The organism is Chitinophagales bacterium (genome assembly GCA_017303415.1).
Taxonomy (GTDB): Bacteria; Bacteroidota; Bacteroidia; order Chitinophagales; family Chitinophagaceae; genus SpSt-398.
In genome coordinates, this window is sequence record JAFLBJ010000002.1 from 179,822 (window position 1) to 205,668 (window position 25,847).

A 25,847-nucleotide genomic window follows, 5' to 3' on the forward strand; every position below is an offset into this window, starting at 1 on the left:
AAGTAGCTGGGGGGGAGGGGGGATGACAGAGGACAGATGACTGATGACAGATGTTGGATGTTGGGGGTGGGATGACAGATGACTGATGACAGATGTTGGATGATGGGTGGCGGAGGCTTGCTGTGAGAGAGTGTGCTGTGCGAGACCTCTGGTCTCGCACGTTCCTCTCGTCGCCTCTGGCGACACGATCTTTATATATTTTCAAAAAAGTATTTTATTCGAGTCGCCAGAGGCGACAAGACAATCGTGCGAGACCAGAGGTCTCGCACAGCAAGTCTCGCACAGCAAGTCTCGCACAGCATCTCTCGCACTGCAAGCCTCCACCATCCCACCCCCCCCAACATCCAACATCCAACATCCAGCATCCAACATCCAAAATCCCACCAAATCCCCAACCCCAACATCCGCCATCCAATCCCCAACCTCCCCTCCGTCATCCGTCATCTGTCATCAGTCATCCAACCCCCAACATCCAACATCCAACATCCCTCCTCCTTTGTATCTTCGTGCACCATGAGCAAAACAGAAGACTCCATAGATATACTCGGTGCGCGGGTACATAATTTACAGAACATTGACATTTCACTACCCAAGAATAAAATGGTGGTGATAACAGGTATCAGTGGCAGTGGAAAATCTTCGCTGGCCTTTGATACCATTTATGCCGAAGGCCAGCGACGGTATATGGAAACATTTGGTTCCTATGCGCGTCAATTTATTGGCGATATGGAGCGTCCGGATGTTGATAAGATCACCGGATTGTCACCGGTCATTTCGATTGAACAAAAAACAACCAACAAAAACCCGCGTTCCACCGTGGGTACGGTCACAGAGATCTATGATTTCATGCGGTTGCTTTTCGCGCGGGTGGGAGAGGCCTGGTCGTACAACACCGGAAAGAAAATGGTGAAATGGTCGGAAGAGGAAATAGTCGATAATATTTACAAAAAATACAAAGGCGCAAAGATCCACCTGCTTGCGCCCCTTGTCAGAGGCCGCAAAGGGCATTACCGCGAATTGTTTGAGGACATGCGGAAGAAAGGGTTTTTAAAAGTGCGCGTGGATGGAGAAGTGAAAGACCTTGTGCCCAAGATGCAGGTGGACCGGTATAAGATCCATGATATTGAACTGGTGGTGGACCGCTTGCAGGTAACGCCCGACCTGCGGGCAAGAATGAGCCAGAGTGTTCAGCAAACCCTACGTCTGGGAAAGGACCTGATGTTCCTGCTGGTGAATGACTCGAGCAAAACAGTACAGTACTCCAAACAATTGATGTGCGAGGATACCGGGATCAGTTACGAAGAACCTTCTCCCAATTCTTTTTCATTCAACTCGCCCTATGGGGCTTGTCCTACCTGTCGTGGATTGGGAACGATGTTCACGGTCAATATGGAGACGATCATTCCGGATGATTCGGTGAGCATCAGTGACGGGGGAATTGCCCCGCTTGGCGGAGAAAGAGAAGCGCATGTATTCAGACAGGTACAGGAGATCGCGAAGAAGAACAAGATATCGCTGACAAAACCCATCAGCGAACTCGATAAAAAATCATTGAATATCCTGTTGTATGGTAATGTGGAAGGGGTGGAAGAAGAGATCGAAGAAGAGAATTTCAAGTATGATCCCACCGCTCCTTTTGAAGGGATCATTCATATGTTGAAACGATGGTTCAATAACGGGTATAGTGAAAGTCTGCGTGAGTGGGCGGAATCCTATATGGAGTTAAAGCCCTGTGAGTCCTGTCACGGCGACCGGCTGCGCAAAGAAAGCCTCTGGTTCAAAGTGGATGGAAAGAATATCGCGGAGCTGAGCCAGATGAACCTGGATAAACTTGCCGTTTGGTTTAAAGACATTGAGAAAAGACTGGATGATAAACAAAAGGTCATCGGGAAAGATATACTCAAAGAAATTCGTGAGCGGTTGCAGTTCATGCTCGATGTGGGATTGACCTATCTTACTATCAACCGTCCATCGAAGACATTAAGCGGTGGTGAATCGCAACGTATCCGGTTGGCGACACAGATCGGTTCTCAATTGCAAGGGATCACCTATATCCTTGACGAGCCTTCGATCGGGTTGCATCAGCGTGACAATCATCGCTTGATCCAGGCCCTGCAAAACCTGCGGGATATTGGCAATAATGTATTGGTGGTAGAACATGATAAGGACATCATGCTCGCAGCAGATTACCTCGTGGATATTGGTCCCAAGGCGGGCTACCACGGGGGCCGGATCGTGGCCAAGGGCACACCTGAGGAGATTTTAAAAGGAGATACCCTGACAGCAGGCTATCTCAATGGACATTTGAAAATACCGGTGCCCACCGAAAGAAGAAAGGGGAGTGGGAAATCGGTTGACCTAAAAGGGGTGACCGGCAATAACCTCAAGAAGGTGGATGTGAAGTTTCCACTGGGGCAGTTCATTGTGGTGACCGGGGTAAGTGGAAGTGGAAAGTCGACCCTGGTCAATGAGACCCTTTATCCCATTTTATCCAAGCATGCTTATAATTCTCGTATGACACCGATGCCGTATAAGTCGGTGAAGGGATTGGAGCATATTGACAAGGTGATCGAGATCGATCAGTCACCTATCGGACGCACACCGCGGAGTAATCCCGCGACCTATTGCGGGTTCTTTACCGATATCCGGACACTCTTTGCCGCGGTACCCGAGGCCAAGATACGCGGGTATAATGCGGGACGTTTTTCGTTCAATGTAAAAAGTGGCCGTTGTGATGTTTGTGAAGGAGGTGGTATGCGGGTGATCGAAATGAACTTCTTACCCGATGTATATGTGCATTGTGAGAAATGCAATGGCAAGCGCTATAACCGCGAGACCCTGGAGATACGGTATAAAGGGAAGTCCATTGCCGATGTATTGGCAATGACGGTGGAGGAAGCGGTCGAGTTCTTTCAGCAGGTGCCCTATATCTACCGGAAGATAAAAGTATTGGATGAAGTGGGTCTTGGTTATATCACCCTGGGTCAATCGGCGGTGACCCTGAGTGGGGGAGAGGCCCAGCGGGTGAAACTCGCCACTGAATTATCCAAACGGGATACCGGCAAGACATTCTATATACTTGATGAGCCCACGACCGGGCTTCATTTTCAGGATGTGCAGCACCTGTTGGATGTATTGAATAAGCTGGTTGATCGGGGTAATACGGTCCTGGTCATTGAGCACAATATGGATGTGATAAAGGTTGGAGATCATATCATTGACATGGGCCCCGAGGGTGGTGATGGTGGAGGCCGGGTATTGTTTGAGGGAACGCCGGAGGAGCTGATTAAAATTAAGGAGAGCTTTACCGGGAAGTATCTGAAGGCAGAGTTGTGAGGCGGGTATTGAAAAAAAAAGGGGCGACCGGATTTTATTCCGTCGCCCCTTAATATTGTCCAATAAGGTGACATGGAGTATTTAATAAAATCTTCTACTTTTTGAGAGTACCAATAGAGAACGGATTAGGTTTTAGTCAACCAGGGTATTGAATTTTATTAAGCTCGATGGCCTTATTGGAACTGCGTTTATACAGTTGTATGTAAAGAACTTTTTTTACTATTTGATCTCGAGGTTGCCCTTTTCGGACATTTCATCTCCGTCGAACACTTCGTACACATAGGTACCGCGTGGCAGTTCCCCGATCCGGACATGTTCTCCGGGATTGAGGCGGTGATTGGCGAGCATGGTGCCATCCAGGGCAAATACATAGAAATCGACCGGGCCTTCATTCACATCCTTGGAGATGATGTGCATGGTACGTTTTACGATATCCGGATAGATCCGGATGGCCCTTGATTTTTTACCAGCCCTTTTCTTTACGATTCGGTCTTTGCCACCGATCGTGGGATCGTTGGCGGACTCTTTACCGGTAAAGGAGGTCAGGGTGATGGTATTGAGTAGCACGGCTCCGGTCAGCAAACCGCCTACCAATTTTGGAAAAGGCTTATGCGTTTTCATGGGTTCGGGATTACGGGATCGGGCTTAGAAATACTTCGGACAACGCATCTGTCTGCGCGCACGGCTGTTGGGCGTATTATCGCCATTGATCCGCCATCCAAAGCGCAACACGGTCGTAAAGAACGCGTCGTTTTCCTTGGGGTCGCCACGCTGGTATCCGATGAATGGACGTGTGGTTGGTTCATACAGCGGCGTACGGTAGTGCAGTTGACGGGCCCAGGTAGCTTGCTCAGGTGTCAGGTATTGATCGAAGTAGATCGGGTCGATATAGGATGTACTTACGTCATCGACATAGTCTGTAAAGGTCTTGCGGTGCAGGATCTCCAATCCCACATACAGGTTTTCTTTGACGTAGTATTTAAAACCAAAACCCATGGGAACTTCCAATTGGGTCAGGCTGTATTCCTTTTTCTCGGGATATTCTGCCATGCCCTGTCCTTCCAGGCGAAGCGGTTTCAGGTCAACCAGAGTTTTCTGGCCGTTGCCACCGATATAATAGCCTTTAGGATTGAAATGGAAGGCACCGATACCGATCAAACCATACGGTCTGATCTTTCCCTGTAAGCCATCGTATTGCTCCAGGAATACGGTTGGATAAAGTTCCAGGGCCGCATAGGCTTCGGTGATGTTCGATTTAAAATAAAGGTTTCTCCTTAGACGGGAGATCTCACGTCCACCTTTGTTATCAATTTCCGCATCATCGCCCTCGACCATCATGTGGTTCAGGGAAACGCGAAAACCGATCCATTCGGCCGGATAGAGGTTCAGATAAATGCCCTTCGACAGTTTGGTCAGCGGGATGTTGATGTCCTTGATAAAGGGTTGACCGATACCTCTCTGTCCACCCAGATCGCCCAGGAAGAAAGAGGGACCAATGCCCAGGCCTACTTCCACCTTCCCGTTCTGAAGGGTAATGGCCTGTCCCTGCGTCTTTTGTGTGAAGAGAAAGAGCACGGTGGCAAATGCCATCGTACGCACAATTGGTACAATTGTTTTCATAAGAGACCAGATTTCGTTTCTCAAATATTGGATTACTGTTGACTAAAAGAGAAATTCTCATTTCTCCATCTATTTACGAACAAAGATTAACAATATTGCTCGTAGTGCCTTGGTTTTTCCACTTGGTAAATCTACTTAGGAGTTTCAGACAGCGTCATTTCGATGTGTTCAATGCCATCTTCGAGGTAGATTTCACCGGTCTGTTGAAAGCCGAGTCCGGTATAGAATTTCTTGAGATATAATTGTGCACCGATCCGGATGGGGAATCCGGGAAATAAGTTTTTTGCTTCACCGATCGAACGCTCCATGAGTTCATTGCCCAAACCCGTGCCCCTGACCTTGGGGGAACTGACCACCCGTCCAATGGAAGCAAAACCAGGATAGGCCAGGTCGGGCGGGACCAATCGGGTATAAGCAGCCAGGTAACCCGGTTCCCAGGCCATTAAATGATGACAATAGCCATCCTTTCCATCGGCATCCTGAAATACACAGTTTTGTTCCACCACAAAAACTTCATTACGTAATTGCAGGATCGCGTAAAGTTCACGCGGGGTAAGCTGGTCAAACGATTTTAGAATCCAGTTCATGTTAACGTCTTGAGACCTGTGGAATCACCGGCAGACTTTCATGCCCTGCTTCGTCCACGGATTGTATGGCAAAGAAATAATTATCCTTTGAATACGGGATCGTTGCTGATGTGGCGGTGGTAAAGATCTTTTTCTCCCAAACCGGGCTGCTGGTTTCCCGAATAAGTATATAATACCCGGCGGTACGACCGGTGAGAGGGGCTTTCCAATTCAGTTCGGTGAAATTGGTCAGCTTCCGCACTTCGATCTTTACCTCTTCAGGCCGGGCAGGTGCCAGGGCCAGACTGGCCAGGCTGGCAAGATTGAGCGCGGTGGTCTTGCGCAGGTATTCAAAATCCATGAACTCTTCGAGGTCACCGTATTGGATCCCGTTCTCTTTGCGTACATCCTGGTGCTGGTGATAAAAATTTTCATTCATTTCACAGACACGGATAGCCGTAAACCCGCGGTTGACAAAAGCGGTGTGATCACCCCCGCGCAAAAATCGGTCGTTCCTGTAGATCAGGGATACGGTTAAATGATCCACATACCTTTCACCCACCTCTTTCATATACCGTGCCAGTTGGCGCGAAGCGCCATCATTTTCAAGACCGAGGCTGCGGATATTGGCGGCTGATTTTTCGGTTTCATATGCCGGTAATCCTTCGCTAAAGATCCGGACCCTGGTATTGTTGATGATGTTGGTCTCATTGCTATTGTTACTCCCCATGATATCATTGTTCAACACAGCTTCAATGGGCCAGTTTTCTTTCTTTGCTTTTTCCGCCATAAAGTGTGCCCCCAATAATCCTTGTTCTTCCCCGCTAAAGGCGACAAAGAGAATGGTGGCGGGAAAAGATTGTTTACTTAGAATCCGGGCACATTCGATCACGGCCGCCGTTCCACTTCCATCGTCATTCGCACCGGGTGCATCTCCGGTGCGGTCCATTACACTGGTCCGCATATTATCGAGGTGGCCACTGATGATAAATATCCTTTTATCATTGGGATCTGTTCCTTTGAGTGTGCCTACCACATTGCCCAATAATAAGGGTACATCCACGCGTCGTCCATCGGGTTGCAGCGTAGTGGTATCAATGATAGCGGTCAACCGGCCACCGGATTGTTTGGCAAATTCATTGAATTTTGACAATACCCAGTTACGGGCGGCACCTATTCCTCTTTTGGGATCTGTTTGGGTACTCAGTGTATTACGGGTACCAAAACCAACCAGGGTATGAATATAGGATCGAAGCGAATCGGCATTGACTTCCGTAACCCATTTTTCAATTTGCGGGTCTTTATGAATGATAGTTTGCGCCGAAGCGGAAACGGTAGTTAACAGGAGTAGAATGTGGAGAAATCTCATGGCAGAAGTTTGTCTTGTAAATTTAGGGGAATTATGATTGTGTTGGGTGGCTGTGCGAGACCTCCGGTCTCGCACGTTCCTCTCGTCGCCTCTGGCGACACGATTTATTATTATTTTCGAAAAGTATTTTATTCGAGTCGCCAGAGGCGACAAGACAATAGTGCGAGACCGGAGGTCTCGCACAGCCGCACAGCATCAGTACCCATACTTCTTCTTCCACAGATCCCTCAAATGCTTGCGCATTTCCTCTTCCCGGGCGTTGGTGCCGGGTTGATAGAAAGATGTGCCTGCGATTTCAGGAGGGAGGTATTCCTGGGGCGAGAAATTCTTTTCGTAGTTGTGTGAGTATTCATATCCCTTGCCATAGCCTTCGCTTTTCATCAGATTGGTGGGGGCATTGCGGATATGCAAGGGTACAGGGAGATCACCTTTTTGTTTGACGATGCTGCTGGCATTCATGATGGCCAGGGTGGCGGAGTTACTTTTTGCGCTGGAGGCGAGATAGATCGCGCATTGAGAAAGAATGAGATTGGATTCCGGATAACCGATCTTATTTACTGCATCAAATGTGGCGTTGGCCAGCACAAGCGCGGTGGGGTTGGCATTGCCAATATCTTCCGCGGCAAGAATCAACATTCGACGCGCGATGAATTTAACATCTTCCCCGGCTTCGATCATACGCGCCAGCCAATATACAGCGGCATTCGGATCGCTGCCACGAATGGATTTGATAAAGGCCGAAATGATATCATAGTGCTGCTCGCCTGATTTATCATAACGGGCAATTCGTTGCTGGGCGATCTTTGTCACCAGTTCATCGGTGAGTTCCGAACCGGGAGGAAGCGTATCCGCGCAGAGTTCAAGCAGATTGAGCAGTTTACGTCCATCACCTCCGGAAATGGTGAAGAGGGCATTCGTTTCACGGATATCCAGCGAGCGGTTCCGCAGCCATTCATCTTTTTCTATCGCTTGTTTCACCAATTGCTCCAGGTGTTTTTCCTCCAGGGCCTTTAATATATATACCTGGCAACGGCTAAGCAGGGCCGCATTGACCTCAAAAGAAGGGTTTTCGGTGGTGGCGCCGATAAGGGTGATGGTACCTTTTTCCACGGCGCCAAGTAAGGCATCCTGTTGCCCTTTATTAAAGCGGTGGATCTCATCGATAAAAAGAATGGCACCTGGACGGGTGCGTGCCTGTTCGATCACATCGCGGACATCTTTAACGCCGGCTGCGATGGCACTGAGTGTAAAAAAAGGAACCTGTAAGGTATGGGCAATAATATTGGCGATGGTGGTTTTGCCCGTCCCGGGCGGCCCCCAGAGGATCATGGAGGGGACCTTGTTGATCTCTATCGCATTTTGCAAAATACTTCCCTTGCCGGTCAGGTGTTCCTGGCCTATGAGGTCCTGAAGCTTTTCAGGGCGTATTCGTTCGGCAAGAGGAGCGGATGTAATCACAATTAAAGATACATAAAGGCTAACAGCCAATGGCTTTTAGCTATTAGCTTTTAGCTGTTAGCTTCAGGAAAAGCTCATCCAATTGTTTTTGATCAATGGTGGCAGGGGCATCCAGCATCACATCGCGCCCGGAGTTGTTCTTGGGGAAGGCGATAAAATCACGGATACTTTCGCTGCCTCCCAGGATCGCACAGAGCCGGTCAAATCCAAACGCGATACCCCCATGGGGTGGTGCGCCGTATTCAAAGGCCCCCAGCAGAAATCCAAACTTGTGTTGTTGTTCTTCTTTATCCATGCCCAGGGCGGCAAACATTTTTTCCTGCAACTCCCGTTGGAAGATACGGATGGAGCCACCGCCGATCTCATTTCCATTCAATACCATATCGTAGGCATTGGCTTTGATGGCCGCATAGGGATGCTCCAGGTATTTGGAAGCATCGGCAATACGCGGATCATTCCCGATCATGGTGGGGATATCCGAAGGTTTAGGGGAGGTAAAGGGGTGGTGACGGGCGACCCAGCGATTTCCTTCCTCATCATATTCAAAGAGGGGGAAATCGAGTACCCAGAGTAATTTGAATTCATCTTTTCGGCGCAGTCCCAGCCGCTCACCCATTTCGAGACGTAGTTCACTGATGGCTTTGCGGGTTCTTTCTTCTGCTCCGGCAAGGATCAATACCAGGTCACCGGCTTTTGCCCCGGCCGCATCGGCGATCGCTTTTAATTTCTCTTCGCTATAGAATTTATCGACACTGCTTTTATACGTGCCGTCGGTATTGCATTTAATAAAGACCAAACCTTTCATCCCGATCTGCGGGCGTTTCACCCATTCGGTCAGTTCATCGGTTTGTTTGCGTGTGTATTCGCTGCAGCCCGGTGCGGCAATCGCCACCACGGTTTCAGCGCCATCAAAGACCTGGAAATTTGCGCCATCGATCAGGGAGGAGATGGAGTTCTTGGTTTGAAAGGTATGCGCCGGGAATTTCAGGTTGCAGACCTTCATTCCGAAACGGATATCGGGTTTATCATTACCATAGGTCCACATGGCTTCTTCCCAGGTAGTGCGTTCTACCTTCTCTGCATAGTTGATCCCTTTTACTTCGAGGAAGATGGATTTCACCATGCCTTCGAACATGTTCAGAATATCCTCCTGCTCCACAAAGGCCATTTCGCAGTCGATCTGTGTGAATTCAGGTTGGCGGTCGGCACGCAGGTCTTCATCGCGGAAACACTTCACGATCTGGTAGTAACGGTCATACCCACTCACCATCAGCAATTGCTTAAAGGTTTGCGGACTTTGAGGCAGGGCATAGAACTGATTCGGGTTCATACGGGAGGGAACCACGAAATCGCGTGCCCCTTCGGGGGTGCTTTTGATCAGAAAGGGAGTTTCAATATCCATGAACCCTTGCTGGTGCAGGTAATTGCGTGCAGCGCGGTTGACGGCATAGCGCAATTCGAGGTTTCTCTTCACAGCACCGCGGCGAAGATCCAGGTAACGGTATTTCATCCGCAGGTCATCTCCTCCGTCGGTATCATCCTGTATGGTGAAGGGGGGGACGGCGGATTTATTGAGTATAGTAAAGGCGCTCAATACGATCTCGATATCTCCGGTAGGGATGGCGGGATTCTTGCTCGAACGTTCGCTGACCTTTCCGGTGGCTTGTAATACAAATTCACGGCCAAGCGGATTGGCATCCAGTTGAGCTTGCAGGTCTTCGCCCAATAATAACTGGGTGATACCATAGCGATCGCGCAGATCCACAAAGGTGATCGCGCCAAATTTGCGTATGGTTTGGACCCAACCGGCCAGGGTCACTTCTTTGCCGGCATCAGCGAGCCGGAGTTCGCCACAGGTATGCGTTCTGAACATGAGGAAATAGATTGGTAGAAATCGCGCAAATATACGGACAAATCAGCGAAGGGGCCTATCCTAATGGATTGGAAAACAGCGACTGGCTTTGAAAATAGAAATATTACTGCGTAAAACTTGCAAAGGCCGGGGGCGTTTTCTACTTTTAGCTCTCCGAACCCGACTCATGAAAACTGTATTGCGAAAACTTAAACGGTTGTTCACACCGGACAGGTCTGTACCTGAAGCGCCCAAACCGGTGGTCCCAGTTCCCATAGAATTGGTGTCGGAATTTGTATACAACAACTACTCCTTTATTATTGGTGGATATATCAACTATTTCAACGAGCTGGATGAGCCGATGAAGCGCCGCTTTGTTGACCGGGTACACCATTACCGGATGTCCAAGACCTTTCATTATGTAGGATTGGAAGAGCGGGAAGAGATACCCGTTCTGGTCAGTGCCTCTGCGGTGCAGGTCACCTTTGGGTTGGACAATTTCCTGATGGACAGTTTCAAGGATATCCATATCCTGGCCGATGCCTATCAGGTGGACAGTGATAAGGAACTCTATATCGGTCATGTGGCACCGGAAGGGATCTATCTGTCCTGGAAACATTTTCTCTACGGCTATGCCGTTAGCAACGACAATATCAATGTGGCCTTGCATGAAATGAGTCATGCACTGCTGTATAATAACTTCTTTGCACCTTATGGAGAGGATAAAGAGTTTCGGTTGAATTATGAGAAATTCTCAACGACAACCGGACCGATCATTGCCGATGTCATAACCCGCCGCCGGAGTTACCTGCGGAGTTATGCCTATAGCAATATCCATGAGTTTTGGGCCGTGAGTGTGGAGGCTTTTTTTGAAAGCCCGGAGGGATTGAAGATGAACATGCCGCAATTGTATGATGCCCTTTGCAAAGTTTTGAACCAGGATCCAATATCCCGAAATAAAATCATTCATTAAAATTCCGGGAACTATGTTAACAATCGCCGCCATTTACCTCTTCAGAAAGCATGTTCTGAAGAAGGAAAGTAATTTACGCTTTTCATTGCCGTTGATCGGCTCGGTTTCTATTTAGTATCGTGAGACGTGAGACGTCAGTCGTTAGACGTGAGACGTCAGTCGTGAGGCGTGAGACGTCAGTCGTGAGTCGTGAGACGTCAGTCGTGAGTCGTGAGTGAAAATTCATTATTCAATACTATTATCTCACGCCTCACGTTTCACGCCTCACATCTCACGTCTCACGTCTCACGCCTCACTCCTCACGTTTCACGCCTCACACCTCCTTCACATCGTCACAAAATGCCTCTCCCTTACTTCGCGGGGACGCACCAGCGCATAATAATAAGCCAGTATAGCTGCTCCGATCAGGAAGGGGATCAGGGCCAGGTGTTTTCCTTCGAAATGCCGCCAAACAGGTATTTCATCAAAGCCAAAGAATTCACTGATCATCCAGTAACTGTTTGCCGATATCCAAAAGGCGATGGCCAGGTTATGCGCCAATTCGGATTTGATCTGGCGTGTACGCCAACCTATAAAGATCGCCACAGCCAGTGTGGGTACGATCATTAATACACCCAAAAATTTCCAGATCATACACCAGGAAATATCTTTCAGCAACCAGAAAACTATATGCAGGTTTTCAAGGCGACGGTACTTGGCGGGGATGGCGTATTGTTGGTTGGGCATGGTAGTGAATGGTGAATGGTGAATGGTGAATGGTGAATGGTGAATGGTGAATGGTGAATGGTGAATAGTGAATGGTGAATAAATTTATTGGATTGTAAATTACAAATTTTTAGTTTCACTATTCACTATTCACTATTCACCATTCACCATTCACCATTCACTATTCACTATCCCCGCCCTCCCTACCTTTGCAACATGCTGGTGGACTATTTGATAATCGGACAGGGTATTGCCGGGACATGGCTGAGTTATTTTTTATCCAAAACAGATAAGACCTTTCTGGTGATCGACGAGGCGGATCCTTCGAGTTCTTCCCGGGTGGCCGCGGGGTTGATCAATCCGGTGACGGGAAGGCGCGTTGTCAAGACCTGGATGATCGATGAACTCCTGCCATTTGCTGAAAAGCAGTATGATCGAATGGGTGCTGACCTGGGGATCAACGCCATTTCCCGAAAGCCTATTCTTGACTTCTTTTCCGCTCCGGATATCAAGATCGCCTTTGAATCCCGCCTCGAGAAAGGGGAGGACTATATTTCCAAAGGGCCGGATGATCTCCTGTCTCATTTTTTTCATCCCGGTTTTGGCTGTGGCATCATTGATCCGGCCTATACCGTTCACCTGGATAAGTTATTGCCTGCCTGGCAAAAACGATTGGAAGAAAAAGGACAATTAAGAAAGGAGCGATTTGAAGAAAACGAATTGGTCGTAAATCAGGACTCGATAACCTACCGGGATATTATTGCCCATCGGATCATTTATTGTGATGGCGCTGAAGCCTCTCAATCGCGGTTTTTCTCCCGGCTCCCCTTTGCCATGCACAAGGGCGAAGCCCTGATACTTGAGATACCCGACCTGCCGAAAGAGAATATTTATAAAAAAGGGTTGACCCTCGTGCCTTTATCAGGCGATAACCTTTTCTGGTTGGGTTCAAATTATATCTGGGAATTTGACAATGCACTTCCCACCGAAGGCTATCGGGCAGTGGCCATTCAAAAATTAGATAACTGGCTTAAGTTACCCTATAAGATACTTGACCATAAGGCGGCAGTACGGCCAGCCACCATCGAGCGACGTCCCTTTATCGGTCTGCATCCCTTGTATCCTGTCGTCGGGATATTTAATGGCATGGGGACAAAAGGCTGTTCACTCACCCCATATTTCGGCGATCAATTCGTACAGCATTTAGTAAAGGGAAATGAATTGATGCCCTTGGTGGATGTGGGGAGGTTTGGGAGGGTGTTGCGTTTAGGGTGACAGATGACGGATGACAGATGACGGAGGACAGATGACGGAGGAGAGATGTTGGATGATGGATGTTGGATGTTGGATGATGGAGGGTTGCTGTGCGAGACCTCTGGTCTCGCACGTTCCTCTCGTCGCCTCTGGCGACACGATCTTTATATATTTTCAAAAAAGTATTTTATTCGAGTCGCCAGAGGCGACAAGACAATCGTGCGAGACCAGAGGTCTCGCACAGCAACCCTCCAACATCCGTCATCAGTCATCAGACATCCGTCATCTATCATCCAACATCCAACATCCAACATCCGACCCCACCATTCACTCCACCACCACCCTTACCCCCTCGCTATGCGACGAAAACTCTGGCGCGTACATGCATTGTATCGTTGTTACGCCATTGGAGAATTCGCCTTTGTGGGTGACAAACAGTTCGTATTCGAAAACATAGGTTCCTTTTCGTAAAGAATGAAAGAAGAAGTTAGTGCTCGCATCGTGGGTGCTTTCGTAGTAGCCCAGTCCATCCTGCCAGCGATAGCCACTCAAAACATTCACGGGTTCAAGCGAACTGGCGCGCATATCTTTCATGTGCACATATTCCATATCACGATCTACCCGCAATTCTATTCGAACAGTGATGCGGTCACCTACATTAGCTACATCGCCTTCATTGATGGGATGTAATACCGGCCCGCGTTCCTCATTCTTTTTAATGAATATTTTTTTGTTGAGTTTGAGGGGTGTTTCCGCAGAGGTGATCTTATCCAGGTCCTCAAAATACTGCCAGTAAACAGCCCCCCAGGAGGGCGAGCCACCTGATGTAGCCGTTGCTGTATTTTTTACCTGGACCTTGATTTCTCCCATGGCAGGCTCTACCAGACGGCCTTCAATGGTCTTTTTGATATATCCGGTTCCCGCTTCAGCGCCTGTACCGGAGGTAACAAAGGCTGGCCCCAGATCGATCCGAACCTCATGTCCCTGGCTTAGCCAGTCTTCTCCCCGTAGCAATAAACTGTAACAAGCTTCTGCCGTAGCCTTGGTGGTTGACCAATGATTGGTTTGTTTGTTTTTCAGCAACCAGGTCTTTAATTCATTGACGGTGGTTTGATTGTTTCCGATCTCAGAGAATGCTTCGATCAACAAGGCCTGTGTTTCTACAGGGGCGTGGTACCAGAACCAACCGGAAGAAAGTTTCCAATAGCGACCGAGTTCGGGATTATTGATCGAGGTTTCTTTTAAGGATTTAATAACTGCGGCCGGGGTCTTGGTATCCTTGGTCCGATGCAGGGCCAGGGCGATCATGCCTTGCGCATATTTTCCTTGTTTGGTCCAGAATTTCTGGGCCTGTGTCCGGTAATAGGTATAAGCGGCCTGAGAGGCAGCGGGTATTTTCTTATCGGGGAAGAAACTCCGGAGGTAGAGGTATTGCACCTGTGTCTGGCCAATTTGGTTCAGGGTGAGATTGGCTTTTCGCTTTTTCAATTGGTCATGGTCATCTTTTATTTTTTTATCGAGATAGGGAAGGGCTTTAGCCAGTATATTCTCCAGGGTTTTCTTTTCCGCAGCAGAAGCCGCATTCAGTTTTAGCAGATGCCCGATACCGGTGACGATGTACTGGGTAATATACCGGTCATCGGGTCCGCCCTGAAACCATACAAAGGCGCCGCTGGCGTTTTGCATCCGCGTTAGTTTTTCCAGACTGCTATTTGCTTCATCGCTGAGTCGATAGAGATCAAAAAGCAATGCGATCTTTTTCTTTTGTTCTGATTCATTGCGGGCATCAAGCACCCAGGGGGTTTCTTCGAGGAGAATGGATTTCAGTTCTTCATTTTTTTGCAGGTTGCTTAACAAGGCAGCGGTATCTTTTCCTTTCCAGGATTCAAATACGGCTTTGATCCGTGGAGAACTATTAGCGATCAATCCGGCCAGTGCATTGGCATAATACCGGTTCCAGGTCTGCTCGGCACATTCGTAGGGATACTCCATTAAGTAGGGCAGGCTTTGCACGGCATACCAAACGGGATTGGAGGTATATTCTACGGTGAGACTATGGTGTTGCAAGGTTTCCGAGGCACCTGCTTTCAGTAGTTTGTCAAATTTGAAGGTCTTTGTACCCGTATCCCGCAGGTGAAGGGGAAGGGTCTCTGTCACCAGCATACGGTTGGTCAATACCGGTAGCATGGCTTCTTCGCCATCGCTATAGGCACCCAGTGCCAGGGTATTTGTGGCCGAGGAACTGGCCACGATGCGCCAGGTCAGTGCCCGGTCAAACAGAAATGGTACTTCGATGGGGAATTTAACCGCTACGCTTTGTCCGGCCGGTACGGTGAAGTACTGATTGGGAAACACGTTCTGAAACCAGCCATCTACTGATTGGTTATTGGTGGCATCGAACAAAAGGAGTTGAGCCTGCCCGGTGATCTCCTCTTCTGTCATGTTCACGATCTTTCCACTGAATTCCATCTTATCGCCTTCGCGTAAGAAACGCGGAGGGTTGGGTTGTACCATCAGGGGTTTCTGGGTGATAAGGAGTTTGGCTGACTGGTTAAAAGCCAGATCTTTGGTATGCGCCAGTGTTTGAAGTTTCCAGGTGGTCAGGGCTTCTGGTGTTGTGAAGGAGAATTCGATATTTCCTTCGCTGTCTGTTCTCAGGTCAGGAAAGAAGAAGGCCGTTTCCTGGAGGTTCTTGCGTATGGAGGGTGCCGGGATATCTTGTGGATTTTGGATCATTTTTGTTGTATCCGTTACTCCATCTCCGTCTTCGTTATAATACCCCTCCGATGCAGTAATGTCTTCTGCTTTACTAAACTTTGCGTCTAACACATTAACTGCCATTTTTTCCATGGCGCGCGCGTTGCCAACACCCGGTGCCATACTCTTCATTTTGTATCCTCCTCGTGTATTAGCAAGATCTATCAATTCATCGTATTGTTTGATCAGATACTTCTCCTCTTCGTCCTTTTCCCATTTTGACGCATTTTCCAGCTTAAAGTTTGCACCCGGATCCCAGCTTCTGGTGGCGAATAAATAGGGCCAGATATAGGGACGGTTCCAATCGTGATCAACGATCTGGTCGAGCGAGGCATCATACATACTCGCGAGCATTTCAGCAGCGACCATTTCACTCTTATACCCTTTTATCCTGACCGACCATTTTTCATCTGAACCAGGAAGTGTTTTATCACGGAAGGTTTTGAACTCCACCTGCAGGTCCTTATTGCTCCACGGTACCTCGATCCGGTCCTGGAATTGGTAAAAACGATTGTCCCGCACCATGAAGGCCGTGATACCAAACCCGCCCCGGTCTTCTTCGGTAGCGGTGACAGGGAAAGAGGTTTTGCCGGTCTGTAAGGTTTGTTGGGTGGTGGTGACCTGTAATCCAAACCGGTCTTGTTTTTGTCCCTTTTTTGCCTCCCGGTATTCTTCTTTTACTAAATACACATTGGGTGCCGACGTGCCAATCTGAATCGAGGTTGTTTCGCCGGGTTCAATCGATTCACTACGACGTGTCCACAGGTATTGAGGCCTGAGGAGCTGGCTGGCTTTTTCATCAACGATCTCGATATACCGGATGTCTTTGGCTTCTTCGCCCTTTTCATTTTTGGCGGTAACCATTATTTCGTAATAACCGGCAGGAAGACGCGCACCGGTAAGCGGAAATTCTCCTTTTGTCCGGGCACTGTCTTTTTTGGTATAGACGATCTTTTCTTTTTCCCAATTTTCCCAGTCATCTTCGCCAGCATAGATATCATGGGGGAAACGACGGGTGTATTCTTCTTTCGATAAGATCTGCGATTCCGGTCTTTCCCAGAAACGGGGACGCAACAAACGTTGCTCGATCTTCAGAGCGGAAATACCTACTTCTATTTGCGCGGGTTCAAATTCCCCGTTCATGTTTTGGGTTAAAATGGTCAGGCTTTTCAGGCTGTCCAGGGTAACCTGCCCGGGAATGGCGGTAGAGAGCATCAACCCTTTGTATCCGGCGGAAACGGTGGTTTCTCCGGTGCGGGTTTCTCCATTGATATCCACCACATCCGCATACACGGTGTAATCAAATACAGGCTCCAGTTTTTTGTCCAGGCTTTTATCGGGTATAGCCGCAAAATCGATCCGGAACTTTCCTGCCGCATCGGTGGTGGTTTCACCGTTAACGATCTCCTGTGAAGGAGAGGAAGGCTGCCACCAGCGTTTGAACAGCCAGGGATAAATGAAACGCGCCTCGCGCACCACCCGGTATTTTACTTTGGCGCCGTCAATGGCATTACCGGCATAGGCCTGGGCCGATCCGGTGACTGTGATCGTGTCACCGACCCGGTAAGCCCCTTTTATTTTCTCATATTCCACAAAGAATTTGGGCCTTTTGTATTCTTCCACAGAAAAAAAGTTGAAACCATGGCCATCTGCATCCTGTAAGGTGAATTGTCCCGTCAATCCTGTAGAAGGCAGACGGAAGGAACCGGATACGGAACCATATTCATTCGAAGTAAGCACCAGGCTGTCTACAATATCTGAGTTTACATTACGCAGGATATACTTGCTTTTATGACGCGTAAGCGGGATGAATCTTTTTTCGGCGTCAGGGATGATACCGATCGCTTTGAAATAAACAGTTTGTCCCGGACGGTAAATGGCCCGGTCGGTAAAGAAAAAGTATTGGCGGTTATCGATCGGCGCTTCGTTTTCGGTATTGTTTCTTGACCAGTAATAATCACTCATCCATTCATCCAGCAATAAGGAATCTTTTTGGTAGGTGATAGCCAGTTTATAGGGCGAGTTGCGGTCCGACTCCTGCATGATGTCAGACAACTCGACATATCCATTTTGATTTGTCTCGTAACGCTTATACCATTCTTCCACGTATTCTGCTTCTTTCTGGTTATAGGTCCGTTTCCAGGCGTCTATTTTCGCGCCGGCCAGCGGCTGACCAGTTTCGCGGTGTAGCACATAGATTTCTTTGCCATTCCGAACAAAACTGATAGGAGATACAAAAAAGTGGCGGGCAGAAAGAGTTGATTTATCAATATCAAAATCCTTTGCCGTTGAGGTGATCAGTAAATACTCTCCGGAGCCAATCCCTTCCACGGGGATTTCGGTCGTATGCTGAAGATGATCAGCGGGCAAGGGGAGCGCTTGTTCCCAACTTTTGAAGACGGGTGCTTTCAGCAAATACTGCCAGTTCTCCTTTTCATAGAGATCTTCCATTTTCTTCTTCATTTCCTTTTCTACCTGTACAAGACGCAAATAGATAACCGGCGTGTTGCGATAGCTGAGAAAGACGCGGAAGGCCTGGTTAGGAAGATTTACTTTTTCCAACTGAAAAAAGGTCTCGGTTTTCAGGATGTTCAACCGGAGATTATACGCATTGACCCAACCTTCTGAGCTGTCTTTGGAAGTCAGTATCTGATTGCAGATCTCCAGTGCCTTTACTCTTTCCCAACGATGAGTGGTATCCTTTAAGGGTTCATAATCGTTGACCAGTTGGTAATGATGATCGGCAAGGAGGTACCAGGCTTGGGCCGCGGCTGGTAAGGAGCCGTATTGTTTCGCGATATGATTAAGGGCGAGTAAATGCAATTCCTCTTTATCAGGATGGGTGGAATTTTCTTTGACAAAATCCAATCGCTTCAGATCGGCGTCGATCAGGGCATCGGGTTTTACATCATTCAAATGAAACCGGATCAGTTCCTGATAGATTAGCAGCGCCTGACGACGAAGAGAGAGTGTATCCCGGGTATCAAATTTTCGGGTGATGAAATCAGCAGCGGGATCAAAGGCCGAAGAGGCATTGATCTCAAAGGCATCGGCCGGTCGGTCGAGGTCGCTCTCATCACTTTCAAAATAGGCCAGGGCATGATGGGCCAGCAGATCATATAAGGTAGGACGAAGGTGACGGGTATTTCCTTTTTCGATGATCGCATTATAGGGTTTGAGATCGGTTTTTTGCAATAATACTCTATCAGCCAGAGCGGATTTGAAATGCGTACTGATCTTTTTATGAAAATCGCTAATTGTCCAGGTCAATGGATCATCCTTCTTAAAGCTGATCGTATTTGTGCGGTTGTAGATCTGCCAACGCATATCCCGGAAGATGGCCCAATACTGAGTGGCGATCAGGTTGTGGAGAATGGCTTTAGCCGCCGGGCTGGCGGTTGGGATTTCTTTTTCGAGGTCTTTAATAGAAAGGAGTGGGTTATCCTCCCTTGTTTCTCCCTGGAAGGCTGTATAATAGATCAGGGCTTTGATAACCTGGGCCTCCTGTTTTTCCTTTTTGGCCAGGGCCAGCAATTTTTTTACTTCGGTCACTGCACTTTGGGGCAAACCGTTTTCAATATGCGTATCGATCTTCTTCCATTCTTTGTCGTAGGTCTTGATGGGTGTTTGCGAAAACATAGGCAAGGTGATGATTAAAAAGAGAAGGCTAAAGATGGAATATTTCACAGAAGGTTGCATAGCGCTTATTTAATTGTATACAAGGTAAATAATCTGTTTCTATCAGGATGCCAAACCCTTAAGAATTTCATAAAGCCCGGGCATTTTAACGGTTATTAACGTATTATCTGGCACGATGGCATGCGTTTGGCATCTTATAGGTAGGAACACAATTATTCACCTTAAAAAAGAAAGCCATGAAAAAAATCTACACTACACTTTTTACTCTCCTGATCGGTGTCGCTGTTTTTGCAGCAGACATGCGATTCACCGGAAAACTGACCATTCGCTCGCTTGATAATGATGACATCAAGGTGATGGTGGATGGCAAGCGTTTTGATCCTGCCTTCAACAGCCTGAAGCTGGAGAACCTTCGTCCTGGAATGCACAAGATCAAGGTATATAAGGAAAAGGATCGCTTCTTTAGGGGGTTTGGCCGAAACAGATATGAACTGGTGTACAATGCCACTGTTCATGTACGTCCCGGTACGCATATCCTCGTTACCATTGACCGCTTCAACCGTTCAAAGGTGGAGACAAGAACGGTCTTTAACAAAGGCCGTGGATTTGACCATGACCGCAACCGCCGGATCAACGATTGGGATGATAATGATCGTTACTATGATTTCGAGCGGGATGGAAAGCAGGGACGGCATGATGACGAGTGGGAGGAAATGCCCCGGAGAAACCGATTCTAGGATAATTCACCGCAGAGAACAAGAGGACGCGGAGATACGCAGAGAATCATAAAAAAATAGCTGGTGACCAAAGTAGTCACCAGCTATTTTTATGTTTGTTTTTATTCCCTGCGTATCTCCGCGTCCTCTTGTTCTCTGCGGTGAAATTATTGTTCTTGCAGTGAAATTATTTCTTGGAAATGACTGTTGCCATTGTTTTCCCGATATCTGCCGGGCTTTGTGCCACATGAATGCCACATTCGGCCATGATCTTCATTTTAGCGGCAGCGGTATCATCCGCGCCACCGATGATGGCACCGGCATGACCCATACGACGACCGGGAGGAGCGGTTTGTCCGGCGATAAAACCTACCACCGGTTTTTTATTACCAGATTGTTTGATCCAATTCGCGGCTTCGGCTTCCATACCACCTCCGATCTCACCGATCATGACGATACCATCGGTATCGGGATCGTTCATAAAGAGTTCAACAGCTTCGCGGGTAGTGGTTCCGATAATGGGGTCGCCACCGATACCTACGGCAGTGGAAATTCCAAGTCCGGCTTTCGCTACCTGATCGGCGGCTTCGTAGGTGAGGGTGCCCGATTTGGAAACGATACCGATGCGTCCGGCTTTGAATACAAACCCGGGCATGATGCCCACTTTACATTCACCGGCGGTGATCACCCCGGGACAGTTGGGGCCGACCAGACGGGTATTTTTTCCGAGTAAAAAGTTCTTCACTTTCACCATATCCTGGGTAGGGATTCCTTCGGTGATACAGACCACGAGTTCGATCCCTGCTTCGGCCGATTCCATGATGGCATCGGCGGCAAAGGCCGGTGGGACAAAAATGATACTGACATTGGCCCCGGTCTGTTTCACACAATCCGCAACGGTATTGAATACGGGTTTATCCAGGTGCGTGGTTCCGCCTTTACCAGGGGTTACGCCACCTACTACATTGGTGCCATATTCGATCATCTGGGTAGCGTGGAAACTGCCTTCTGATCCGGTGAAACCCTGGACAAGGATCCGGGAATTTTTATTTACAAGAATACTCATGGTGCAGGATGATTAAAAGTCGTGCAAATGTACTGCATTATGCCTTTTCTGCCACCTTTAACCGAAAGTAAAAATAACTGCCCTGGCCAAGTTGTGACCGGACCCCGATCTCGCCACCCATGGCCTCCGTGAGGTCTTTGCTGATGGCCAGTCCCAATCCGGTGCCTTTAACGGCATTTTTGCCGGGAACCTTGTAATAACGATCAAAAATGCGGCCCTGGAATCCTTCTTCAATGCCTGAGCCATGGTCGGTGACACCGATCTCCACCCGGTCACCGTCCCGGCGGCAACTGATCAGAATATTGTCATCCGGTGGGGAATATTTGATGGCATTGGTCAAAAAATTGTTCAGGACCCACCCTGCTTTTTCCTTATCGGCCTTCACAAGGGGAAGATCCGCTGCCAGGGATACATCTACGCGGATATTCTTTTGGTTGGCCGTATTCAGAATGGCCATACGGGCCTCCTCGATCATTTCGGTGGGGGAAATAGGGGCAATGTTGAGTTCGATCTTTCCACTTTCTACCTGGCTCAGATCGAGTAGTTCGCTTAAGATCCGAAGGATCCGGCGGTTATCTTCTTTGAGATTGGATACAAGCTGAATCTGTTCAGTATTAAGCGGACCGGTACGTGCGTCCTCCAGCAATTTGAGTGTAAAATCGGAAGAGGCCAGCGGAGTTTTGAGTTCATGCGAGATCGTGGCCATGAATTGGGTCTTGGCCGTATCCAATTCTTTAAAAGGGGTGATATTTTTTAAAATGATGATCAGCCCGGGTTTTTTGCCATCTTGAGGGAGTTCGACCATTTCACGGGTAAAGAAATTCTCCTTGCCTTCAACCACGATCTTAAATGGCAGACTGGGTTGTTCTTGCAGGAGAAATCGGAACAGGTCATTCTTTTCCCGCACTTCCTCCTGCGTTTTTCCAACGATATCGAATTCCTGTATCCCCAATAGATGGAGGGCTTGCTGATTCGCAAAAAGTACAAGGCCTTTTTCATCGATCCCGATACTGGCATCTTTCAGCGAATTGATCACCGCTTCGGCCCGTTGTTTTTCAAATAGTATCCGTGACAGGTTGCTGTGTTCATATTGATCCAGTCGTTCAGCCATCAGGTTGAAGGCATTGGCCAGTTCGCCAAACTCATCCTTTCGTTCCAGATGGATCCGTTTGTGGTATTTTTTTTCGGCAATGGCCTTGATCCCTTCGGTCAATGAAGCAATGGGAGAGGCGACCAGAGAAGGGAAATTGAATAAGAAGGTAAATCCCACCAGCAGGCAGATCGTTAAGATTACGGTGATGGTTGTACGGGCATTGGTGGCCTCTTTTTGTGCCGACTGGTTTTTTCGGTCGATCGCCTGCAGGTTCAATTGCATAATGTGAATGATCTGTTCCCGAAGAGGATAAAGCAGGCTGTCGGGGCCTCCTGATGAACGAAAAACATGGAACAGAGTGCCTAATTTTTTAGTGGCATCCAATTCCTGGTCCTCAGTGATATTCTCTTCCTGTAAACGTAATTGGTTTTCGAAGCGTTGAAAAGCGGTTGCGGAGTCCTGGCGAATCTGGTCAAGGGACAGGATCATTTCCCGGGAGTAGTCTAAGGTTTCATAGTTGTCCTGTACAATATTCTGTGAGCTGGTGGCCAACCGGTCGAGGTAAAAATAAGATGAAGCCCCTACCAGGATCATCAGGGCAAAGAGAAAAACGCCCCCCAGGCTGATCTTTGTTTTTAATTTAGTTGGCATCAGGAAAGAATGATGATATCCACCTCATTTTTTGACAAGGCTTTTAAAAGTTTGCGAAAGACCCCTGTTTTCCATATTACCCGAAACAAATTTAGGTGAGGTTTGCCGATACAAACGGTGGTGATCTGTTTTTCTTCCACTACCCGGAGTATAGCCCCGGCCACATCATCCTCCTTCATCTGGAGTACAACCGCACCAAGTTCTGTCGCATTTTTGAAATTATTGATCAGGTGGCGCTGGGTAGCAAGGGGAATTTTCTCTGCGGATTCTCTGGAGGTTTGCACATACAACACCCACCATTGACTGTTGTAATAAGAAGCCAGACGGGCTGTTTTGCGAATAATGTTTTGAGCCATTTCCTGATTGGAAGAGATACATGCCAGGAAATGTTCATGCCGCCAGGGTCTTTCCCGCGCTGAAACCTCATGGTCTACTTTTCGTTCTACCTGTCCGGCTACTTCTTTAAGCGCGAGCTCCCTGAGCTGAAGGATCTTTTCGGGTTTAAAGAAGTTTTGCAGGGCGAGCTGGACTTTAGAATGGTCATAGATCTTTCCTTCTTTCAGTCGGGTGATGAGTTCATCGGCAGTAAGGTCAATATTCACAACCTCATCAGCGATCTGCAGGATCTTATCGGGCACTCTTTCTTTAACCTCAACACCGGTGATCTCTTTTACATCTTCATTGATGCTTTCGATATGTTGAATGTTGATGGCAGTGATGACATCAATACCGGCCTCAAGAATGTCGAGTACATCCTGCCAGCGTTTTTCATTCCGGCTACCGGGGATATTGGTATGCGCCAATTCATCCACGATCACCACTTCGGGATGCAGGAGAAGAATAGCCTGTACATCCAGTTCATCCAACTCTTTTCCTTTGTAGAATGCTTTGCGACGGGGTATGACCGGCAGCCCCGCGGTCAGGGCTTCGGTCTCTTTTCTTCCATGGGTTTCGATGTATCCGATCTTGATATTGGTTCCATTGCGCAAAAGGCTGTGTGCCTCCTGAAGCATACGGTAACTTTTTCCCACACCGGCACTCATGCCAATATAGATCTTGAGTTTACCTTTGGCTTCCTTCTTCAATTTCTCCATCCATATGTCAGCTTCCTGATCGGGCATGGTCATTCGAATGAGATCGCCATTGAGGCGGTTAAGAAAGATTCTGTTTTTACAGGCTGGTTGTCTCTGATGAACTGGGGTTCCTGACCCTGTAAATGACGGAATTCAAGTCGCATCAGCATATTGTCTGTCGGTTTATGATCCACATTAAAGGATAACCCTGCTATTTTGAAACCACCTGGCTGGGTACTGGAAATGATAACCCCATTCTCATCAGCATAGTATTCATATCGTCCGGCAATGGACCATTGGTCATTCAATGAATATTTCAGGATTCCCACCGGAGCGAACCAGGTATTTACCCCTGATCCATTTACCGACCGGTCCTCGGTACCGATATCCAATCCTAGGATAAGGCCCCAGTTTTCGGAGAGATTTGTTTGGGTATACAGGTTATGAAAGGTACGGAACAAACGGGCGGAGTCAGGCTTATCTGTGCCAAAGAAACTGCTATAGTTGATGACCGTATTTTCGGTTGGCCTGAATTGAACCTGGGTACCGGTACTGATCATCGGGTTTCCAGCTACACGTTGGATACGTTGCCATCCATTGAGCGCGAGTGCCGAAATTGTCCATTTTTTATTGGGCGAAAGATAGGTCAGTTTGGCGCCGGCTTCATAATAAGGTGAATTATCGGCAAGGATACTTCTTGTCAGGGTCGGGCAATCTTTACTGGTGGCACTTTCAAATCCGATATGGGAAGAAAAGATCCCGGCGTCAAGCCATAGCTCTTTTCTTTGGCTAAGCTTAACACCGGCATTGGCTTCAAAGATGTTTTTAAGCACACCGGGTTCAGCGGCATAATTTGCATTCATATAGGTGCCCGCTGCCAAGGCCAGGTTGGCCCTTACCCGATCAGCTGAATAAGCCGCTTTTACAAAACCCAGGTTCAGGTTGAATTCGTTGTGCCGGTTATGGCTATAAACGAACACCGGGCGGTTATTATCTCCGGGTTTGTTAAACGTGTATTGAAAATAGGTCTCGAGATAAGCGCTAAAGGATATCGCAGGAGGTTGCGGTTCTTTATTTTCAGTTTGTGCCTGTCCTTCCCCGGAAAAGAATAGCAGTACAAAGGGGAGCATTTTTTTCATAACAATTATTGTTTAAGGCTCGTGGTTAATGCATCCAAAGCGATATTGAGTTTTAATACATGGACGGCATCAAGTCCAAAGGGAATTTTCTCCGTATTCTTTTCGACTAATTCCTGCACGGTTGACTCTGGCAGATTGCGGGCCTTGGCGACTCTTTTTACCTGGATAGAGGCAGCGGCAGGTGATATATGCGGATCCAATCCACTGCCACTGGCGGTTACCAGGTCAGCGGGTATATCCTTTCGGGCGATGCCGGGGTTATGAGCCAAAAAGCTATCGATGCGCTCTTCTACTAATTGAAGGTATTCAGGATTGGAAGGACCTTTGTTGCTTCCTCCCGATCCATCTGCTTTGTAATCCACCGCCGAAGGCCTGCCCCAAAAATATTTGTCTTCTGTAAACCGTTGCCCGATCCGTTCATACCCCACCACTTTTCCATTGAGTTGCAGGGTTTCTCCTTTACCCTTTCCCGGGGAGGCTTTCCCGGCCAGCGCAACTATCAGCGGATAAAGGACTGCACAGAGCAGGATAAGTCCCAGCGAAAGTTTGAGAGATATTATCAGGTTTTTTTTCATTTTCT

Annotated in this window: 17 protein-coding genes; 4 read left to right on the forward strand and 13 right to left on the reverse strand. The window is 48.1% G+C overall.

Going from position 1 to position 25,847, the window contains the following annotated elements:
* Positions 1–513 precede the first annotated feature (513 nt).
* Positions 514–3,336 carry an excinuclease ABC subunit UvrA gene (gene uvrA / locus J0M30_14535; protein ID MBN8668711.1) on the forward strand — a complete coding sequence of 941 codons (2,823 nt, stop codon included), beginning with the start codon at positions 514–516 and terminating at the stop codon, positions 3,334–3,336.
* Positions 3,337–3,555: 219 nt separating this feature from the next.
* Here uvrA and J0M30_14540 read toward each other — a convergent pair whose 3' ends face one another.
* From J0M30_14540 to aspS, 6 genes are all read right to left on the reverse strand, one after another.
* A complete protein-coding gene (locus tag J0M30_14540) occupies positions 3,556–3,957 on the reverse strand; it encodes a T9SS type A sorting domain-containing protein (GenBank protein MBN8668712.1) in 402 nt (133 codons plus the stop codon).
* 24 nt (positions 3,958–3,981) lie between these two features.
* A complete protein-coding gene (locus J0M30_14545; GenBank protein ID MBN8668713.1) occupies positions 3,982–4,956 on the reverse strand; it encodes a hypothetical protein in 975 nt (324 codons plus the stop codon).
* Between the two features lie 131 nt (positions 4,957–5,087).
* The gene (locus tag J0M30_14550) at positions 5,088–5,543 is read right to left on the reverse strand and encodes a GNAT family N-acetyltransferase (GenBank protein ID MBN8668714.1); all 456 of its coding nucleotides are present in this window, start codon (positions 5,541–5,543) and stop codon (positions 5,088–5,090) included.
* 1 nt (position 5,544) lies between these two features.
* Positions 5,545–6,891 carry a M20/M25/M40 family metallo-hydrolase gene (locus J0M30_14555; protein MBN8668715.1) on the reverse strand — a complete coding sequence of 449 codons (1,347 nt, stop codon included), beginning with the start codon at positions 6,889–6,891 and terminating at the stop codon, positions 5,545–5,547.
* Positions 6,892–7,086: 195 nt separating this feature from the next.
* Positions 7,087–8,346: a replication-associated recombination protein A gene (locus tag J0M30_14560; protein MBN8668716.1), complete on the reverse strand. Its 1,260-nt coding sequence runs from the start codon at positions 8,344–8,346 to the stop codon at positions 7,087–7,089.
* Positions 8,347–8,392: 46 nt separating this feature from the next.
* Positions 8,393–10,222 carry an aspartate--tRNA ligase gene (gene aspS / locus J0M30_14565; GenBank protein MBN8668717.1) on the reverse strand — a complete coding sequence of 610 codons (1,830 nt, stop codon included), beginning with the start codon at positions 10,220–10,222 and terminating at the stop codon, positions 8,393–8,395.
* A gap of 166 nt (positions 10,223–10,388) precedes the next feature.
* Between aspS and J0M30_14570 the strand changes: the two genes are divergently transcribed.
* Positions 10,389–11,174: a zinc-dependent peptidase gene (locus J0M30_14570; protein MBN8668718.1), complete on the forward strand. Its 786-nt coding sequence runs from the start codon at positions 10,389–10,391 to the stop codon at positions 11,172–11,174.
* Positions 11,175–11,498: 324 nt separating this feature from the next.
* On the opposite strand, the gene J0M30_14575 is transcribed toward J0M30_14570, so the two are convergent.
* A complete protein-coding gene (locus tag J0M30_14575; GenBank protein ID MBN8668719.1) occupies positions 11,499–11,900 on the reverse strand; it encodes a hypothetical protein in 402 nt (133 codons plus the stop codon).
* 195 nt (positions 11,901–12,095) lie between these two features.
* Here J0M30_14575 and J0M30_14580 point away from each other — a divergent pair, with 195 nt between their 5' ends.
* Positions 12,096–13,154 carry an FAD-binding oxidoreductase gene (locus J0M30_14580; GenBank protein ID MBN8668720.1) on the forward strand — a complete coding sequence of 353 codons (1,059 nt, stop codon included), beginning with the start codon at positions 12,096–12,098 and terminating at the stop codon, positions 13,152–13,154.
* A 306-nt stretch (positions 13,155–13,460) separates the two neighbouring features.
* Here J0M30_14580 and J0M30_14585 read toward each other — a convergent pair whose 3' ends face one another.
* Complete coding sequence (locus tag J0M30_14585; protein MBN8668721.1) at positions 13,461–19,589, reverse strand: alpha-2-macroglobulin; 6,129 nt, start codon at positions 19,587–19,589, stop codon at positions 13,461–13,463.
* A 176-nt stretch (positions 19,590–19,765) separates the two neighbouring features.
* Here J0M30_14585 and J0M30_14590 point away from each other — a divergent pair, with 176 nt between their 5' ends.
* Positions 19,766–20,266 (forward strand): hypothetical protein, encoded by a 501-nt coding sequence (locus J0M30_14590; GenBank protein ID MBN8668722.1) that lies wholly within the window; start codon positions 19,766–19,768, stop codon positions 20,264–20,266.
* Positions 20,267–20,432: 166 nt separating this feature from the next.
* Here J0M30_14590 and sucD read toward each other — a convergent pair whose 3' ends face one another.
* From sucD to kdpC, 5 genes are read right to left on the reverse strand one after another with little or no spacing between them, the layout of a single operon-like run.
* On the reverse strand, positions 20,433–21,311 hold the full coding sequence (sucD, locus tag J0M30_14595; protein MBN8668723.1) for a succinate--CoA ligase subunit alpha: 879 nt from the start codon (positions 21,309–21,311) through the stop codon (positions 20,433–20,435).
* A gap of 37 nt (positions 21,312–21,348) precedes the next feature.
* Positions 21,349–23,055, reverse strand: a complete 1,707-nt coding sequence (locus tag J0M30_14600) for a HAMP domain-containing protein (protein MBN8668724.1) — start codon at positions 23,053–23,055, stop codon at positions 21,349–21,351.
* Complete coding sequence (locus tag J0M30_14605; GenBank protein MBN8668725.1) at positions 23,055–24,182, reverse strand: sensor protein KdpD; 1,128 nt, start codon at positions 24,180–24,182, stop codon at positions 23,055–23,057. Before J0M30_14605 ends, J0M30_14600 begins: the two co-directional genes overlap by 1 nt.
* The gene (locus J0M30_14610; GenBank protein ID MBN8668726.1) at positions 24,179–25,267 is read right to left on the reverse strand and encodes a porin; all 1,089 of its coding nucleotides are present in this window, start codon (positions 25,265–25,267) and stop codon (positions 24,179–24,181) included. The genes J0M30_14605 and J0M30_14610 overlap by 4 nt, the downstream gene beginning before the upstream one ends.
* 5 nt (positions 25,268–25,272) lie before the next feature.
* Entirely contained in the window at positions 25,273–25,842 is a 570-nt protein-coding gene (gene kdpC, locus J0M30_14615) for a potassium-transporting ATPase subunit KdpC (protein ID MBN8668727.1), read from the reverse strand.
* Between the last annotated feature and the right edge of the window lie 5 nt (positions 25,843–25,847).

What these genes read in the sequence shown, in the direction of transcription:
- sucD (MBN8668723.1), bottom strand. Translation starts at nt 21,311, where the DNA reads ATGAGTATTCTTGTAAATAAAAATTCCCGGATCCTTGTCCAGGGTTTC.
- J0M30_14580 (MBN8668720.1), top strand. Translation starts at nt 12,096, where the DNA reads ATGCTGGTGGACTATTTGATAATCGGACAGGGTATTGCCGGGACATGG.
- J0M30_14555 (MBN8668715.1), bottom strand. Translation starts at nt 6,891, where the DNA reads ATGAGATTTCTCCACATTCTACTCCTGTTAACTACCGTTTCCGCTTCG.
- J0M30_14610 (MBN8668726.1), bottom strand. Translation starts at nt 25,267, where the DNA reads ATGAAAAAAATGCTCCCCTTTGTACTGCTATTCTTTTCCGGGGAAGGA.
- J0M30_14575 (MBN8668719.1), bottom strand. Translation starts at nt 11,900, where the DNA reads ATGCCCAACCAACAATACGCCATCCCCGCCAAGTACCGTCGCCTTGAA.
- aspS (MBN8668717.1), bottom strand. Translation starts at nt 10,222, where the DNA reads ATGTTCAGAACGCATACCTGTGGCGAACTCCGGCTCGCTGATGCCGGC.
- J0M30_14605 (MBN8668725.1), bottom strand. Translation starts at nt 24,182, where the DNA reads ATGACCATGCCCGATCAGGAAGCTGACATATGGATGGAGAAATTGAAG.
- J0M30_14590 (MBN8668722.1), top strand. Translation starts at nt 19,766, where the DNA reads ATGAAAAAAATCTACACTACACTTTTTACTCTCCTGATCGGTGTCGCT.
- J0M30_14600 (MBN8668724.1), bottom strand. Translation starts at nt 23,055, where the DNA reads ATGCCAACTAAATTAAAAACAAAGATCAGCCTGGGGGGCGTTTTTCTC.
- uvrA (MBN8668711.1), top strand. Translation starts at nt 514, where the DNA reads ATGAGCAAAACAGAAGACTCCATAGATATACTCGGTGCGCGGGTACAT.
- J0M30_14540 (MBN8668712.1), bottom strand. Translation starts at nt 3,957, where the DNA reads ATGAAAACGCATAAGCCTTTTCCAAAATTGGTAGGCGGTTTGCTGACC.
- J0M30_14550 (MBN8668714.1), bottom strand. Translation starts at nt 5,543, where the DNA reads ATGAACTGGATTCTAAAATCGTTTGACCAGCTTACCCCGCGTGAACTT.
- J0M30_14585 (MBN8668721.1), bottom strand. Translation starts at nt 19,589, where the DNA reads ATGCAACCTTCTGTGAAATATTCCATCTTTAGCCTTCTCTTTTTAATC.
- J0M30_14545 (MBN8668713.1), bottom strand. Translation starts at nt 4,956, where the DNA reads ATGAAAACAATTGTACCAATTGTGCGTACGATGGCATTTGCCACCGTG.
- kdpC (MBN8668727.1), bottom strand. Translation starts at nt 25,842, where the DNA reads ATGAAAAAAAACCTGATAATATCTCTCAAACTTTCGCTGGGACTTATC.
- J0M30_14570 (MBN8668718.1), top strand. Translation starts at nt 10,389, where the DNA reads ATGAAAACTGTATTGCGAAAACTTAAACGGTTGTTCACACCGGACAGG.